Origin of the sequence: Isoptericola halotolerans (assembly GCF_003003075.1) — a bacterium.
Taxonomy (GTDB): Bacteria; Actinomycetota; Actinomycetes; order Actinomycetales; family Cellulomonadaceae; genus Isoptericola; species Isoptericola halotolerans_A.
This window is the reverse complement of the sequence record NZ_PVTX01000002.1, coordinates 460,028-474,706: the sequence shown is the minus strand read 5'-3', so window position 1 is coordinate 474,706 and position 14,679 is coordinate 460,028. Positions and strand designations below refer to the sequence as shown.

Here is a 14,679-nt window from a genome sequence, read left to right as displayed (position 1 = left end):
ATCGATGATGATCAGAACACGACGGCGGACCTCCGCCGCCACCGCCCTGGCGTTGCTGCTGGCAGGCATCGCGGGGACGACGTCCGCCACGGCCGTCGACGCTGCCGGGCTCCCCGAGGCCGGCGACGTGGTGGTCGCGGCGGACGGCGAGGAGCTGACGGTCACGGCGGTGAACCCGCCGAGCCGCACGGCCGGCACCGTCGCGGTGTACACCCCGGCCTTCGGGGAGTCCACGCGCACCAACGCGTTCGGTGGCGAGGCCGTGCTGACCCCCGGCCCCGAGCAGGGCACCTACGAGGTGGTCAGCGTGTGCACCGCGCTCGCCACCTGTGCCGATCCGGCCTGGACGCCCGGTGACAACGCCGTCCCCACCGACGGTCTCGTGCTGTCGGTGTCTCCCGGCGGGTCGCCGGACGTCCGCCCGTTCCTGCGCGACCACGTCGCCGCCGGCGACACGATCACGTTCCGGGAGGTCGTCGAGCGCAGCGCCTCGACGACGCTCGACGCCGTGGACCCGACGCCCGAGAACAACCCGCCCGGCGTCGACCCCGGGAGCGGGCAGTGCTACCCGGGCTGCCGCGGCGCGGAGCAGCTCGTGCAGTACACCCCGGCCTCCGGTCGTGACTCCTCCGGCACCAACGACTTCGGCTACGAGGTCACCGTCGTCGCCGGGACCGTCGTCGGGGCGGGCGGCAACGACCGCGAGATCCCCGCGGACGGTTACGTGCTGTCCGGCCACGGCTCGCGCGGCACGTGGCTGCAGACCAACGCGCCGGTGGGCGCCACGGTCGAGGTCGACGGGACCGACCTCGTCGCGACCGTCGACGAGCGCACCGCGATCTACGCCGCCGAGCAGGGGGTGATCGCGGCGCAGGAGTCCGTCACCGCCGCCGACGCCGCCTGCCTCGCCTTCCCGCGCGACGGTGCGGTCGAGGCGCTGGCGGACGCCGAGGCACTTCTCGACCGGGCGCGCACGGCGGCCGGGTCCGGCGACGCCGCCGCGGCCAGCGAGCTGGCCCAGGAGGCGAGCGCGTCCGCGTCGCTGGCGGGGTACCGCACGGCGGAGTCGCGGCCGGCCGAGGGGCGCGGGGTCTGGGTACGCCCCGAGGAGACGTCCCCCGAGGCGATCCGTGCCACGCTCGACCGCATCGAGGAGTCCGGCTTCAACGTCGTGTTCCTCGAGACCTTCTTCCAGGGCACGACGATCTACCCGTCGCAGGTCGCGGCCGACGCCGGGATCACTGCCCAGCGCCCGGAGATGGCCGGGTTCGACCCGCTCGCCGTCTGGATCTCCGAGGCCCACGACCGCGGGATCGAGCTGCACCCGTGGATCCACACGTTCTTCGTGGGGTCCGAGGGCGCCACGGGCGGCCCGGGGCCGATCCTGGACGTCTACCCGGAGTGGGCCGCTGTCGAGCGCGAGGACGTCGGCGCGGACCGGCCGATGCCGTCGTCGCAGGAGCCGGGCTACTACTTCGTCGACGCCTCCCACCCCGGGCCGCGGGCGTACGTCGCCTCCGTCCTCGAGGAGATCCTGACCGGGTACCCCGTCGACGGGCTGCACCTGGACTACATCCGCTACCCGGTCTCCGAGCCCTGGGAGACCGCGGGCTACTCCTACAGCGACTACTCGCGCGCCGCCTTCGCCGAGGAGGCCGGCGTCGACCCCTACACGCTGACCCCCGCGGACCCCGCGTGGGAGACGTGGACGGCCTGGCGCGAGGCCAACGTGACCTCGTTCGTCTCCGAGGTCCGCTCGATGCAGCAGGAGGTCGCCCCGGAGGTCCCGGTGTCGGCCGCCGTGTTCCCGGACCCGAGCGACGGCCTGGCCAAGAAGTTCCAGAACTGGGGCGACTGGGTCGACCAGGGGTACGTCGACGTCCTGACCGGCATGTCCTTCGGCACGTCCGCCACCTCGGTCGCCGCCGACACCGTGGCCATGCGGGAGCGGGTCGGCGAGGAGAACCTGCTGTACACCGCGACCTACGGCCCCTTCCGGGGCTCCACGCCGCAGACCATGCTGGACCAGGTCGCCGCCGTCGGCGACGCCGGCTCCGACGGAGCGGCGCTGTTCGCGTACAACCAGGTCACGGACGCCCAGGCGGGCGCGCTCGCGGAGGGCGCCTTCCGCGACCCGGCCGTGGTGCCGCACGCCGACCGGATCCGTGCCGTGCGGGTCGGTGTCGACGCGCTGCGCGACGCCCTCGGCTCGGCGCGGGGCGAGTGCGTGGGCGCCGGAGCGGTGGCGGCGGCGACCGCCCAGCTCGCCGCGGCCGAGCGGGCGCTGGACCGCGACCGGCCGACGGCCGCGATCGACGCGCTCGGGCGCGCGTCGGACGCCGTCGAGCGAGGAGCGCTCGACGGCGAGGGTCCGGCACTGTTCGGGTCGCGCGCCCAGCGTGACCTCGCGATGTACGACCGGTGGCTGACGCAGGTGGTCGCCGGGCGGTAGCACCGAGCGCCGGGCGCGGAGGGCACTCGTACCGTCCGCGCCCGGCGCCCTCGGCCTGATCGCGCGGCAGGTCTTCCCGTGCCGTCCGGTCAGCGGGCGGTCGCCACGAACGGCGCCTGCCGGGCGTACCGGTCACCCTCGGCGACGTCGACGAGAAAGGCACCGAGGTCGGCTCGCCGGATCGTCGTGGAGCGCGTCGACCGGTGGGCGTCGTGCTCCAGGCGGCCGGTGGCCTCGCCGTCGACGAGGCGCGGCGGGCGCACGAGCGTCCAGTCCAGCCCCGACGCTGACCAGACGGCGTGCTCGGCCGGCTTGTCCTTCACGACGTCGCCGCCGAGGGTGCGGATGAGCCAGCTGATGACCTTGTCCTTGCCGGCCTTGCGGTCGCCGGGCACGTCGATGCCCGCACCGCTGACGCCGACGAACCGCCGCGGCCCGTGCGCCGCCATGACGTCGACGAGCGCTCGCGCCGTCCGCGTGTGCAGGTCGGCCTCCTTCGCGGTGGGTCCGAGCGCCGAGACGACGGCCTCCGCGCCCCGGACGAGCTCGCCGAGCGCAGCGGGGTCCGTGGAATCGCCGACGACGACGCGGACCTGGCCGCGCACCTCGGCGGGCAGGCGGTCGGGTCGCCGGACGAGCACGCTGACGTCGTGGCCGTGCTCCAGGGCAGTGGTCAGGGCGTGCCGGCCGGTCCGTCCGGTGGCGCCGACGAGGGCGATCTTCATGGGGTGTCCTTGGTCGGAGGGATCCAGGCGGCCCGCTCGCGGTGTGCGAACGCGGCGAAGTCGAGGGGTTCCCGGCCGAGCAGGCGCTGCACGTCGGTGGTGAGGGCGTCGGCGAGACCGAGCCGGGCGGTGGTGTAGATGGCGGTGGTCACGGCGACCATCCCCCACGGCATGCCGAGCTCGCGGCGGGCGTGGCGGACGTAGCGGAGCATGCCGGGCCGCCGGTAGTGCACCTTTCGGCCGAGCTCGTCGGTGAGGATCTGCGCGATCTGCTGGTAGGTGAGCGCCCGCGGGCCGGTGACGGTCCAGGCCCGGTCCCGGTGGGCCGCGGGCTCCAGGAGCGCACGGGCCGCGACCGCCCCGACGTCCTCGGCGTCGACGAACGCCGTCGCGCCGTCGCCGGCCGGGACGACGATCTCGTCCCGGTCGCGCACGTCGCTCGCATGGGTGGTGCTGAGGTTCTGGTGGAAGAACGACGCACGCACGAACGTCCACGCCAGGCCCGAACCGCGCAGCCAGGACTCCACCGTCGCGTGCGGCACGACCTTGTTGCGCTCAGCACCCTGCAGGGACAGGAAGACGACGTGCTCCACGCCCGCGTCGCGGGCGGCGGCGACGGCGGGCAGCAGGTCCCGCCGCACGTTGCCGATCGCGGGCGGGCGGACGAGGAACATCGCGCGCACGCCGTCGAACGCCGGACCCCACGTCGAGGCGTCGGTGAAGTCGAACGCCACCTCGTCGGCGGCTCCGTCGCGCGGCGAGCGGACGGCGCGACGCACGTCGGCACCTGCGGCCTGCAGCTCCCGGGCGACGACCGCTCCCACGTTCCCGCTCGCACCCGTCACCAGGAACATGCGCCTCCCCCTTCGGTCAGTACATGTACCGTACATGCATGGACGCACGGGAACCCGACCTGCGGATGCTCGACCGGGCGCTCGTCGGCCTGCGCCGCTTCCTGACGGCCCCGCCGGTGCTGGACGACCAGGGCCGCGCCGTCGAGCTCTCGACGTTGCTCGTGCTCAACGAGCTGCCGACCGAGGGCCAGAGCGTCCAGCAGATCGCGACGCGCCTCGGTGTCGCCCACTCCACGGCCAGCCGCCTCGTCACCCGCGCCGAGGGCGCAGGAATGGTCACGCGGACAGATTCCCCCGACGACGCCCGCCGGCGGCTCGTCGTGCCGACCGCTGCCGGGCGGGGGCTCAGGGACCGCGCGGCCGAGTTCCGCCTGGAGCGCCTCGCGGACATCGTGGACGGCTGGACCCCGGACGAGGTCCACACGCTGGCCAGGTCCCTGCACCGGTTCGCCCAGGACCAGGGCGCGGTCCACGAGCACCGCGGGAACGACGCGACACCACTCTGACAAACTCGTGGCGTCACACCCCTTGCTATGACACCACAGTGGTGTCATAGTGGAGCCATGGACCTGACCCGCTACACCGACCAGCTGCAGCAGCAGCTCCGTACCGCCGCCTCGGCGGGCAGCGACGAGGCGCGCGAGATCGCCTCCCGCCTCACCGCACCCCTCGACTCCGCCGCCCGGCTCGTGCTGCTGGAGGCGCTCTCCGACGCGGCCGGCGAGATCTCCGCCGAGCTCGCTCCCGGATCCGTGGACGTCCGGCTCCGGGGCGGCTCGCCCGAGTTCGTCATCGACGTCCCGGCCGGGCCCACCACCGCGAGCGCCCCGGAGCCCGCACCCCCGGTCGCGCCGCTCCCCGACGCCGACGGCGGCGCCACCACCCGCACCACCCTGCGGCTCCCCGACCACCTCAAGGCGCAGGTCGAGACGGCCGCGGCCCGCGAGGGCGTCTCCGTCAACACCTGGCTCGTGCGGGCCGTCGCCGGCGCCCTCGAGCAGTCCACCGGCCGCCCGGCAGCGCAGGCCAGGGCGACCCACCGCGGCACCAGCCGGGCCACCGGCTGGGTCCGCTGACCAGCGCACCACCAGAGCACCATCCCCTTCCCCCCCTAGACACCACACTGACACCACACCTGGAGCTCCGTCATGCCCACTTTCCCCGCCCCCCACCCCGTTCCCGTCGTCGTCGAGGTGCCCTTCGCGAACCTGCACGTCATCGCCTCCGAGCGCGACGACGTCGTCGTCACCGTGCTGCCCACGACGCCGGGCAAGGCGGGATCCGTACGCGCCGCCGAGGAGGTGCGCGTCGAGCGCGACGGCGACGCCGTCTCGATCACCTACCCCGGATCCTGGAAGCAGTGGGTCCTGCCGTTCGCGGCCGGCACCGCGGACATCACGGTCGAGCTCCCCGCCGGCTCCGACCTCCGCGGCAAGACCGGCACCCTCTTCTCCGAGGGCTCCTTCGGCACCGTCGACATGACGGTCTCGGCCGGCGACGTCCGCATCGACGAGGTCGACCGGCTCGACGTCAAGGTCGCGGCCGGCTCGGTCGCCGTCGGGCGGGCCGCCGGTCCTCTGGCGGTCAAGGTGGCCGCCGGGTCCGTGCGGGTGGACGAGGCCCTGGGAGACGGCACGATCCGCGCGACCAACGGCACCACCCTGGTCGGGTCCGTCTCCGGCTCGCTCGGGATCCAGGGCGCGAACGGCGACATCGTCGTGCGCCACGTGCGCGGCAGCCTCACCGCCAAGGGCGCCCACGGCAACGTCCGCGTCGACCGCCTCGAGTCGGGCGACGTCACGCTCGCCACCTCGTACGGCACGATCGAGGTGGGTGTGCCCGAGGGCACCGCCGCCTACCTCGACGTCGGCTCCGAGCACGGTGCCGTGCGCAACCAGCTCACCCCCACCGAGGGCCCCGTCGACGACGAGGCGACGGCCGAGATCCACGCCAGCACCGGCTACGGCGACGTCGTCGTGCGCCGGCCCTGAGACCGCACCCGAGACGGAGACCCAGCCATGACCCACGACCAGTCCCGCCAGCCCGCCATCCAGGTGCGGGGAGTCCAGAAGTCCTTCCAGGACCTGCACGTGCTGCGCGGCGTCGACCTCGACGTCGAGCCGGGGAGCATCTTCGCCCTGCTCGGCTCGAACGGCGCCGGCAAGACCACGCTCGTGCGCATCCTGTCGACGCTGCTGAAGGCCGACGCCGGCACCGCGACCGTGCACGGCTTCGACGTCGCCGCGAAGCCGGGCGACGTGCGTGAGTCCATCAGTCTCACGGGCCAGTTCGCCGCCGTCGACGAGATCCTCACCGGACGGGAGAACCTCGTCCTCGTCGCCCGGCTGCGCCACCTGGACGACCCGCGGGCGATCGCCGACGACCTGCTCACCCGCTTCTCGCTCACCGACGCCGCCGACCGGCGGGCGGGCACGTACTCGGGAGGTATGCGACGCCGGCTCGACATCGCCATGAGCCTGATCGGCGACCCGCCGATCGTCTTCCTCGACGAGCCCACCACCGGTCTGGACCCGCAGGCCCGCATCGACGTCTGGAAGGGCGTCAAGAAGCTGGCCGAGGGCGGCACCACCATCCTGCTGACCACCCAGTACCTCGACGAGGCCGAACAGCTCGCCGACCGCATCGCCATCCTGCACGAGGGCACGATCATCCAGCACGGGACCCTCGCCGAGCTCAAGCAGCTCCTGCCCCCCGCCAAGGTCGAGTACGTCGAGAAGCAGCCGTCCCTCGAGGACGTCTTCCTCACCCTCGTCGGTACCGACGCCGGAAAGGAATCCTGATGACCTCCCACGTCCTGACCGACACCCGCGTCCTCACCGGTCGGTCCCTGCGGCACATCAGCCGCAGCCCGGACACCATCATCACGACCGCGGTGACCCCGATCGCCCTGATGCTGCTGTTCGTGTACGTGTTCGGCGGCGCGATCGACACGGGGTCCGACGAGTCCTACGTCAACTACATGCTTCCCGGCATCCTGCTCATCACGATCGCGTCGGGCATCGCGTACACCGCGTACCGGCTGTTCCTCGACATGCAGGGCGGCATCTTCGAGCGCTTCCAGTCCATGCCGATCGCCCGGTCGAGCGTCCTGTGGGGGCACGTGCTCACGTCGCTGGTGGCCAACCTGGCCTCGATCGTGATCGTCATCGGCGTCGCGCTGCTCATGGGGTTCCGGACCGGTGCGTCCGTGGGCGCCTGGCTCGCCGTGGCCGGCATCCTCGCCCTGTTCACGCTGGCCCTCACCTGGCTCGCCGTGGTCGCCGGGCTCTCGGCGAAGACCGTCGACGGCGCGAGCGCGTTCAGCTACCCGCTCATCTTCCTGCCGTTCATCAGCTCGGCGTTCGTGCCCACCGACACGATGCCCGGGCCGGTCGCCTGGTTCGCCGAGAACCAGCCCGTGACATCCATCGTCGACACCATCCGGGCCCTGTTCGCGGAGCAGCCTCCCGGCAACGACATCTGGATCGCCCTCGCCTGGCTCGTGGTCATCCTCGCGGTGGCCTACGCCGCGGCGATCGCGGCCTACCGCCGCAAGACGAGCTAGGTGGTTCCGGTACCTCGACACCTCCGACCGCGCACCGCCGGCGACGAGCCCCGTCGTCGGCGGTGCGTCCTGCGCCGACCGATGGTTGGCCGGAGGATCGAGACGTGAGCACACCGCACGGGCCGGACGCAGCCTCGGGACCGGGGCCGCGCCGTCGTGCACGCCGGTGGTGGATCGCGGCGATCGTCGCCGTCCTCGTCGCGGCGGGCGCCGTCGTCGCCGGGGTGCTCGAGCACCGCGCCTGGGTCGGGACCGTGGCCACGTACGAGGCGGAGGTCGCCCGCGTCACCGAGGACGCGGCGACCTCCCGCGCCCGTGCCGAGGAGGCGTACGCCGCGAGCCGCGACGCCCTCGACGACGCGGTCGACGGCGGCAGGCCCGTCCTGGCCGGCAGCGAGGGCCAGGTGGGCGACCCCGCCGTGCGCGCACCTCTCGCCGCGGCGCTCGACCAGGCCGAGCGGCTGCGCGACGCCGAGGTGACCTACCCGGTCTCGACGCGCACCGTGGAGGAGGTCACCCGGCCGAACCTGTTCCGTCCGCAGACGCTGCCGCGGGTGGAGGCCGAGGTCGTGGACGGCTCGGACCCGGCGCCCGCCGAGCTCCATGCCGCCGCGGCCGCCGTGACCGCGGCGACCGCCGTCGTCGTCGAGGCACGTCAGGAATGGGCCCTCGAGGAGCTGCAGGCCGCGGCGACCGAGGGCCGTGACGCACTGACGGAACTCCGGCCGCAGGTCGGTGCCGCCACCCTGGGCGAGCTCGACGCGGCCGTCACCGACGCCGAGGCGATGACCGACGCCGGAGCGGACGCGCTCGACCCGGACGACGCCGTCGCGCTGCGGGACACGCTGCTCGACACCACGGAGACCCTGTGGACGGACCGGCTGGACCAGATCGTCGCCGACCGCCGCCGGGCCGCCCGCGCCGACGGCGTCGACTGCCGCGAGGACCGGTGCGTCGCGCTGACCTTCGACGACGGCCCCGTCGCCGAGACGCAGCGGCTGCTGCGCATCCTCGAGCGCAAGGACGCTCCGGCCACCTTCTTCATGGTGGGCGACAACGTCGCCGCCCGGCCCGAGATCGCGCGGGCCGTCGTCGACGGCGGGCACCTGGTGGGCAACCACACCTGGAACCACCCGCAGCTCACCACGCTGGACGACGGCGAGGTGCGCGACGAGATCCGCCGCACCCAGGACGCGGTCACGGACGCGACGGGCTCCACGCCGTTCCTGCTGCGGCCGCCGTACGGCGACGTCGACGGCCGCGTCCGGTCGCTCGCGACCCGGACCGGGCTCGACGTCGTGCTGTGGAGCCTCGACACCCGCGACTGGGAGTCCCGCGACGCCCGGGAGATCCGCCGCCGGGTGCGCGCCGAGGTGGAGCCGGGCAGCAACATCCTGCTGCACGACATCCACGCGACCAGCGTGGACGCCGTGCCGAAGATCATCGCGGACCTGCGCAAGGAGAACTACGTGCTGGTCACGGCCGACCTGCTCGTCGGTCCCGACGAGCCCTGAGCGCGCGCGTTCAGAACAGGTCGCGCACGTCGAACCCGCCCGCGAGGTCGGACAGCGACTGCCCGGCCTCCGAGACCTGGTCGCCGAACCCGGAGACCGCCTCCGTGCCGGCGTCGCCCACCTGCGAGACGGCGCCCTCGACGTCGAGCGCACCGGCGTCGAACGCGCCGAGGTCGATCCCTGAGGCGAGTGCGTCGAAGTCGACGCCGAGGTTGCCCGCCTCGGCCAGCAGGGGCCCGGCGACGCTGCTCACCGCGGCGCCGGCCGCGACCACGCCCAGCAGACCCACGGCGCCGACGGCGGCACCCGCCACCGCCCCGCCCGTCCCGACCTTGGCGAGGATCGAACGCATGGAGCCCGGCCGGCGCGCCTCGGACCGCCCCGCGGCGCGCGACAGGTCGGCCACGCTCGCCGACCGCGGCTGCTCGTTGGCCGGGAGGTCAGCCTGCATGCGGCGCAGCACCGCCTCGCGCTGCTGCGGGGTGAGGCGCTCGAACGCCTCGGCGTGGACCTGCTCGACCTCGTGCGGCTCGGCCGTGCGCATCAGGTAGTCGTAGCGGGCGATGGCCTGCCGGTCGGCGTCGGGGACGCCGGGGCGAGGACGTCCGGCGGACGCCGGCGCACGGCCTGCGGACGACGGCGGGGCGGGCGCCGGGCGGGAGCCGCCGGCCGGCGGGTACGCGCCTCCGGACTGCGGGCGGGAGCCGCCGCCGACGGCGCTCTCCAGCATGGAGCGCCAGTCCGGCTGCCCGGGCCGACCGCCGGAACCAGAGCTTCGCGACGACGACTGGTGTGCGTCGTACGCCTTCTTGGCCAGGGAGAACGCCTTCGAGAGCTTGGACATGGTGCTCCTCTTGTCGGACTGACGAGGCAGTCTGACAGGTGTTTCTGAGAGGAGGATGAGAGTCACCCGGTGCTCTCAGAATGGAGCGTTATATAACCCCCGGGCCACTGCGTCCCCCTGTTATATAACTGTGGCCGCCCAAACCGCCGAGCCGGCGGCCGGTCAGACCGTCTCGGCGCGCTTCTGCCGGACGAACCGTGCCGGCAGGTCCGGCCCGTCCCACACCTGGGTCGCGCGCCAGATGGAGGCGGCGATGGGCACGGCGAGCACCGCGCCGGTGATGCCGACCAGCACCGTGCCGGCCGTCAACGCGAACAGGATGACCAGCGGGTGCAGGCGCAGTGTGCGGCCCATGACCACCGGCTGGAGGAACGTGCCCTCCAGCTGGTTGACGGCGACGACGATCCCGACGACGACGAGCGCCTCGACCGGTCCGACGGCGACCAGCGCGACCAGGGCCGCGAGGATGCCGGCCAGGGTGGCGCCGACCAACGGGATGAAGGCCAGCAGGAAGACCAGCACCGACAGCGGGACCACGAGGGGCACGCCCATGATCGCGAGGCCGATCCCGATGCCCACGGCGTCGACGACCGCGATGATCGCCGTCCCCCGCACGTACCCGCCGAGCGTGCCGACGGTGGCGTCGCCGACGCGCAGGCCGCGCTCGTAGGCGCGCCCCTCGAACGGCCGCAGCAGGAACTCCCACATCGCCGGCCCGTCCTTGAGGAAGAAGAACAGCACGACGATCATGATGAAGAAGCCGGTGACGAAGTCGGCGGTCTGCGAGACGCCGGCGAGTGCTCCGGACCCCACCGCGCTGGACTGCAGCAGCCCCGTGGCGGAGTCGCGCACCGAGGCGATCTGCTCCTCGGAGATGTCGAACGGCAGGTCCTGGATGTAGGTCTGCAGCGAGTCGAAGCCGTCGAGGGCCTGACTCTGCAGCTCGTCCCACTGGTCGACGACGGCCCGCACCACGAGCCACACGACCCCCGCCAGCAGGGCGACCAGCGTCAGGAGCGCGATCCACGTCGCCAGCAACGACGGCACGCCGCGACGGCGCAGGAGCGACACCAGCGGTGAGATGGCCGCCGCCAGCACGAGCGCGATGAGGACGGGGATGACGACGAGCGTCAGGCGGGTCCCCACGAACCCGAGGACCGCGATCACCGCGATCACCGCGAGGACCTGCAGCGACCGCGTCCCCACGCGGCCGAACCCGTCCGACCAGAGCCTGGACGCCCCCCGCACCTCGTGCTGGGCGGGTGCGCGACCCGCGAGCTCCTGCGCCGGTGCCGGCCGGCGGCCGGAGCGCGGTGCGCGGCGGCTGAAGAGACCCATCGCCTGTCCTCCCTCGTCGGTCCGGCGGGCGCCGGACGTGCCGACGCTAGTGCGGACGGGTCCGGGTCCGAGCGACGACACGTCGACGGGCAGCAGACCTGAGACCCGGAGGGGCTGGGTGCGAGCCACGATCACCGCGTGCGACGCCGGGACGGCCACCGCGACCTGACGTCACGGCGGCCGTCCCGGCAGCGGGAGCCGTCAGCTCCCGATCGTGAACCTCACCTCGGTGGTGTTGCCGAGGGTGTCGTGGACGACGAGCGTGTTCTCGCCGCGCTGAGCGCCGAAGCGGCCCGGCGTGACCTTGTCCAGGTCCGACCACCGGTCGTCGGTCAGGTCCTTCTCGACACCGTTGAGCGTCAGACCGTCCACGCCGGCGGGCGCGTCGTGGAGCGTGAACGACACCTTCCGGTACGTGCCGTCCGAGCCGACCGTGAACTTCGCGCCCTCCTTGACCGTGACCTGCGGCCCGGTCGTGTCGAGCGTGAACTCCACCGTCGTGACGTTGCCCGCCACGTCGAACACCTCGAGCATGTTCTCGCCCTCGACCGCGCCGAACGTGCCGGGCTCGACGCCGTTCAGGTCCGACCAGGTGTCGTCGGTCAGGTCCTTGCTCACCCCGTTGAGCACCACCCGGTCGATCGTGCCGGCGTCGTGCAGCGCGAAGGACACCTTCGCGTAGAGCCCGTCCGCACCGACCGTCAGGTCCGTCCCGTCCTTGACCGTGACCTCGGGGGGCGTGGTGTCCTCGCCCGCGTTCGTCACGTCGAGCACCAGCGGGGCGAGCGCGAGCGTGTCCAGGTTGGGTGCCCAGCCGGAGTCGTTGCCCAGGGTGAGCGCGCCGTCGTCGGTGGCCAGGTCCAGGGGCACGGTGTGGGTCCAGAACCCCTGCCACGAGTAGTTGTGCCGGTAGGCACCCCGCGTCGTGGCACCGCCGTCCTCGGTGATGTCGAGGAACCGCGTGATCACGTCGGTGTTGTAGGCGTGGCCCGTGTTCTTCTCGGCGTTCGCGTAGCGCGCCACGAAGTTGTAGGCACCGGCGGGCAGGCCCTCCGGCCGCTGCCAGACGGCGTAGCTGTCGGCACCGCCGCCGAGCCAGCCCACGTTGTCGCCCGAGACGTTGGTCGGCTCGGCGACGGCGTCGACCCGTGCCCCGCCGTGCAGCTCCAGGGCCTCCTCCGCCTCGACCTCGACGACGGCCTCGTCGCCCTCCGCGGCACGCACGGTGCGCAACGACGTGAGGTCGACCTGGTCCTGCGCCCGGACCGTGATCTCGGTGATGCCCTGGGCCAGGTGGAGGCGGACCGTCGAGCTCCAGCGCCCGGCGTCGGCCGCCGCGAGCCCCTCGACCGGGCGGCCGTTGACCTCGAGCTCGAGCCCGGTGGCCTGCGCCGCCGCATAGCTCACCGCGACGTCGTGGTAGCCGGTCTCTCGTGCGGCGACGTAGAACGTCGCGGTGCCGTCCTGCTCGAGACGGACGTCCCCGGCGTCGGTCGCCTCGCCGAACAGCACCGATCCGCCGTCGAGCCGCGCGAGGTGCGCGGGGTAGACCTCGGTGTCCGGGCCCTCCACGCGGGTCAGCTCGAGCTTGTCGACCGTCACGTTCGACCCGGGAAGCACCGTGGAGCCGTCGGCGCTGGTGCGCAGGGACAGCTCACGCGTCCCCGCCTCCAGGTCGACGAGCACCTCGGCGCTGCCGCGGTACCGGGCGTTGAAGCCGGCCTCGTACTGCACCGTCGCGGCGTGCTCGCCGTCCACGAAGAGCGCGTGGCGTCCTGCCACGGTCGTCCCCGCGATGACGCGCAGGCGGTAGGTGCCGGTCTCCGGCACCTCGACGGGCCATGTCAGCGACGACGTCGCGGAGGTCAGCCCGCTGACGTCCTGCTGGTTCGACGCGGCGAAGGTCCAGGCGTCCCGGGCAGGCTGGTCGTCGACGTTCACGTCCTGCAGCGTGGTGTCCTCCGCCTCGACGACGTCGCGCCACGTCGAGTCGGTCTCCGGCTGCTCGGCGAGCCGCGGGGTGATGACGAGCTGGTACGCCGAGTGACGGTTGTCGTTCGGCACGTCGACCTGGACCGAGCCGTCCTGCACCTCGACCCGGTCGGCCACGACGACGGGCGGGTTCAGCGCCGCGCCCTCCTGACCGGACCACTCGGCCTCGCGCACCTGCACGTCCACGGTGTCGCCGAAGACCTCCGGGTCGATCCCGTCGACCTCGACCCGGACGTCCGCGCTACCGCCGCCGAAGATCGCCGTCGCCTGGCGACGGTCCGCGTCGATCGTGGCGGTGCCCTGCAGGGTGTCCACGGCGTCGAGCTGCGGCGGCGTCACCTCGACCGTCTGACCGGTGAGGTCGGCGTACCACTTGAGCAGCCACCACGCGCCGTTGGCGGCGTTGTTCTTGGCCATGTTGTCGTTGAGGTTGCCGGCGAACGTCCAGTACGCGGTCTGGGCGTCGACCTTCTCGTCCTCGAACATCGACAGCCACTGCACGAGCTGGCCGGGCACCGACATGTCGCGGCGCATGGCGTACTCGGTGATGTTCACCGGCAGCGGGCCGACCCCGACCTCCTGCTCGATCTGCCGGTACTCCGCCAGGTGCGAACGGAACGTCGCGAGGTTCTCGACCCCGAGCTCGTGCCACGTCCAGATGTCCGGCAGGGTGTCGTTGGCCTTCGCGGCCTCGAGGATCTCGCGCGTGCTGCCGCCGTGCCACCACGCGTCACCCGGGCCGGCGATGCGCGCCTCGGGGTAGATCTCCTTGATCGTGGCGTACGCGGCCTCCCAGTCGGCGAGGAACGTGTCCCGCATCGTGTCCCAGTCGCCGTACCAGTTGATCCCGTCCGGCTCGTTGAACGGGGTGAACACGTACCGCTCGGGGTACGCGGACTCCTCGACGATGCTCGTGACCACCGTGCGCACGGTCTCGAGATAGGTGTCGAAGTCCTCCGGGCGCTGACCGCCGTTGTAGGGCCAGTCGGGGTAGTAGTCCTGGATGTTGACCATCAGGTACTCGCCCCCGTTCTCGAAGAACGACCGCTCGACCTCGAGCGGGTCACCGTTGGGGTGCTGCGCGCCGTACGGGGCCTTCTGGGTGACGTTGGTGGGGCGCGCGCCGGCCACGATCGGGTCGGTGGGCACGCCGTCGTCGCCCAGCCCGTAGAGCATCCCCGACGCTCCGCCCTGGAACTCGCCGGTCGTCGCCGCGAGGTCGATCTCGAGGACCTCCGGGTCGGCGGCCGCGGCCGAGCTCATCGGCAGCACCGCGCCCGCGGCACCGACGGCCACCGCCGCGGCCACCGCGACGCCCCGCCGCATCCTGGGCGCGCGGTCGCGCGCGCCCCCGTCGCTTCGTCTCCTGCTCGAACGGTCATGCATTCAACTCAC

At 73.1% G+C, this 14,679-nt stretch carries 12 protein-coding genes; 7 read left to right on the top strand and 5 right to left on the bottom strand.

Going from position 1 to position 14,679, the window contains the following annotated elements; genetic code table 11:
- Window positions 1-4 precede the first annotated feature (4 nt).
- Window positions 5-2,452: a glycoside hydrolase family 10 protein gene (locus BCL65_RS05375; RefSeq protein WP_106265873.1), complete on the top strand. Its 2,448-nt coding sequence runs from the start codon at window positions 5-7 to the stop codon at window positions 2,450-2,452.
- A gap of 89 nt (window positions 2,453-2,541) precedes the next feature.
- Here the strand turns inward: BCL65_RS05375 and BCL65_RS05370 are convergent, their stop codons facing one another.
- Window positions 2,542-3,177, bottom strand: coding sequence for an NAD(P)-dependent oxidoreductase (locus BCL65_RS05370; protein WP_106265871.1), 636 nt, complete (start codon window positions 3,175-3,177; stop codon window positions 2,542-2,544).
- A complete protein-coding gene (locus BCL65_RS05365; RefSeq protein WP_165799902.1) occupies window positions 3,174-4,031 on the bottom strand; it encodes an NmrA family NAD(P)-binding protein in 858 nt (285 codons plus the stop codon). Before BCL65_RS05365 ends, BCL65_RS05370 begins: the two co-directional genes overlap by 4 nt.
- A gap of 38 nt (window positions 4,032-4,069) precedes the next feature.
- Here BCL65_RS05365 and BCL65_RS17750 point away from each other — a divergent pair, with 38 nt between their 5' ends.
- The 6 genes from BCL65_RS17750 to BCL65_RS05335 all read left to right on the top strand — a co-directional run bounded on the left by BCL65_RS17750 (window position 4,070) and on the right by BCL65_RS05335 (window position 9,110).
- Window positions 4,070-4,537: a MarR family winged helix-turn-helix transcriptional regulator gene (locus BCL65_RS17750; RefSeq protein ID WP_165799903.1), complete on the top strand. Its 468-nt coding sequence runs from the start codon at window positions 4,070-4,072 to the stop codon at window positions 4,535-4,537.
- Window positions 4,538-4,594: 57 nt separating this feature from the next.
- On the top strand, window positions 4,595-5,107 hold the full coding sequence (locus BCL65_RS05355; protein ID WP_106265867.1) for a toxin-antitoxin system HicB family antitoxin: 513 nt from the start codon (window positions 4,595-4,597) through the stop codon (window positions 5,105-5,107).
- A 72-nt stretch (window positions 5,108-5,179) separates the two neighbouring features.
- Window positions 5,180-6,022: a DUF4097 family beta strand repeat-containing protein gene (locus BCL65_RS05350; RefSeq protein WP_106265865.1), complete on the top strand. Its 843-nt coding sequence runs from the start codon at window positions 5,180-5,182 to the stop codon at window positions 6,020-6,022.
- Window positions 6,023-6,049: 27 nt separating this feature from the next.
- Entirely contained in the window at window positions 6,050-6,832 is a 783-nt protein-coding gene (locus BCL65_RS05345) for an ABC transporter ATP-binding protein (protein ID WP_106265864.1), read from the top strand.
- Complete coding sequence (locus BCL65_RS05340; protein ID WP_106265862.1) at window positions 6,832-7,596, top strand: ABC transporter permease; 765 nt, start codon at window positions 6,832-6,834, stop codon at window positions 7,594-7,596. Before BCL65_RS05345 ends, BCL65_RS05340 begins: the two co-directional genes overlap by 1 nt.
- 104 nt (window positions 7,597-7,700) lie before the next feature.
- Window positions 7,701-9,110, top strand: a complete 1,410-nt coding sequence (locus tag BCL65_RS05335) for a polysaccharide deacetylase family protein (protein WP_106265860.1) — start codon at window positions 7,701-7,703, stop codon at window positions 9,108-9,110.
- A gap of 10 nt (window positions 9,111-9,120) precedes the next feature.
- On the opposite strand, the gene BCL65_RS05330 is transcribed toward BCL65_RS05335, so the two are convergent.
- From BCL65_RS05330 to BCL65_RS05320, 3 genes are all read right to left on the bottom strand, one after another.
- On the bottom strand, window positions 9,121-9,954 hold the full coding sequence (locus BCL65_RS05330) for a cation-transporting ATPase (RefSeq protein ID WP_106265859.1): 834 nt from the start codon (window positions 9,952-9,954) through the stop codon (window positions 9,121-9,123).
- Window positions 9,955-10,116: 162 nt separating this feature from the next.
- On the bottom strand, window positions 10,117-11,292 hold the full coding sequence (locus tag BCL65_RS05325) for an AI-2E family transporter (RefSeq protein ID WP_106265980.1): 1,176 nt from the start codon (window positions 11,290-11,292) through the stop codon (window positions 10,117-10,119).
- A gap of 201 nt (window positions 11,293-11,493) precedes the next feature.
- The gene (locus BCL65_RS05320; RefSeq protein ID WP_181340713.1) at window positions 11,494-14,670 is read right to left on the bottom strand and encodes a hypothetical protein; all 3,177 of its coding nucleotides are present in this window, start codon (window positions 14,668-14,670) and stop codon (window positions 11,494-11,496) included.
- Window positions 14,671-14,679: the final 9 nt, after the last annotated feature.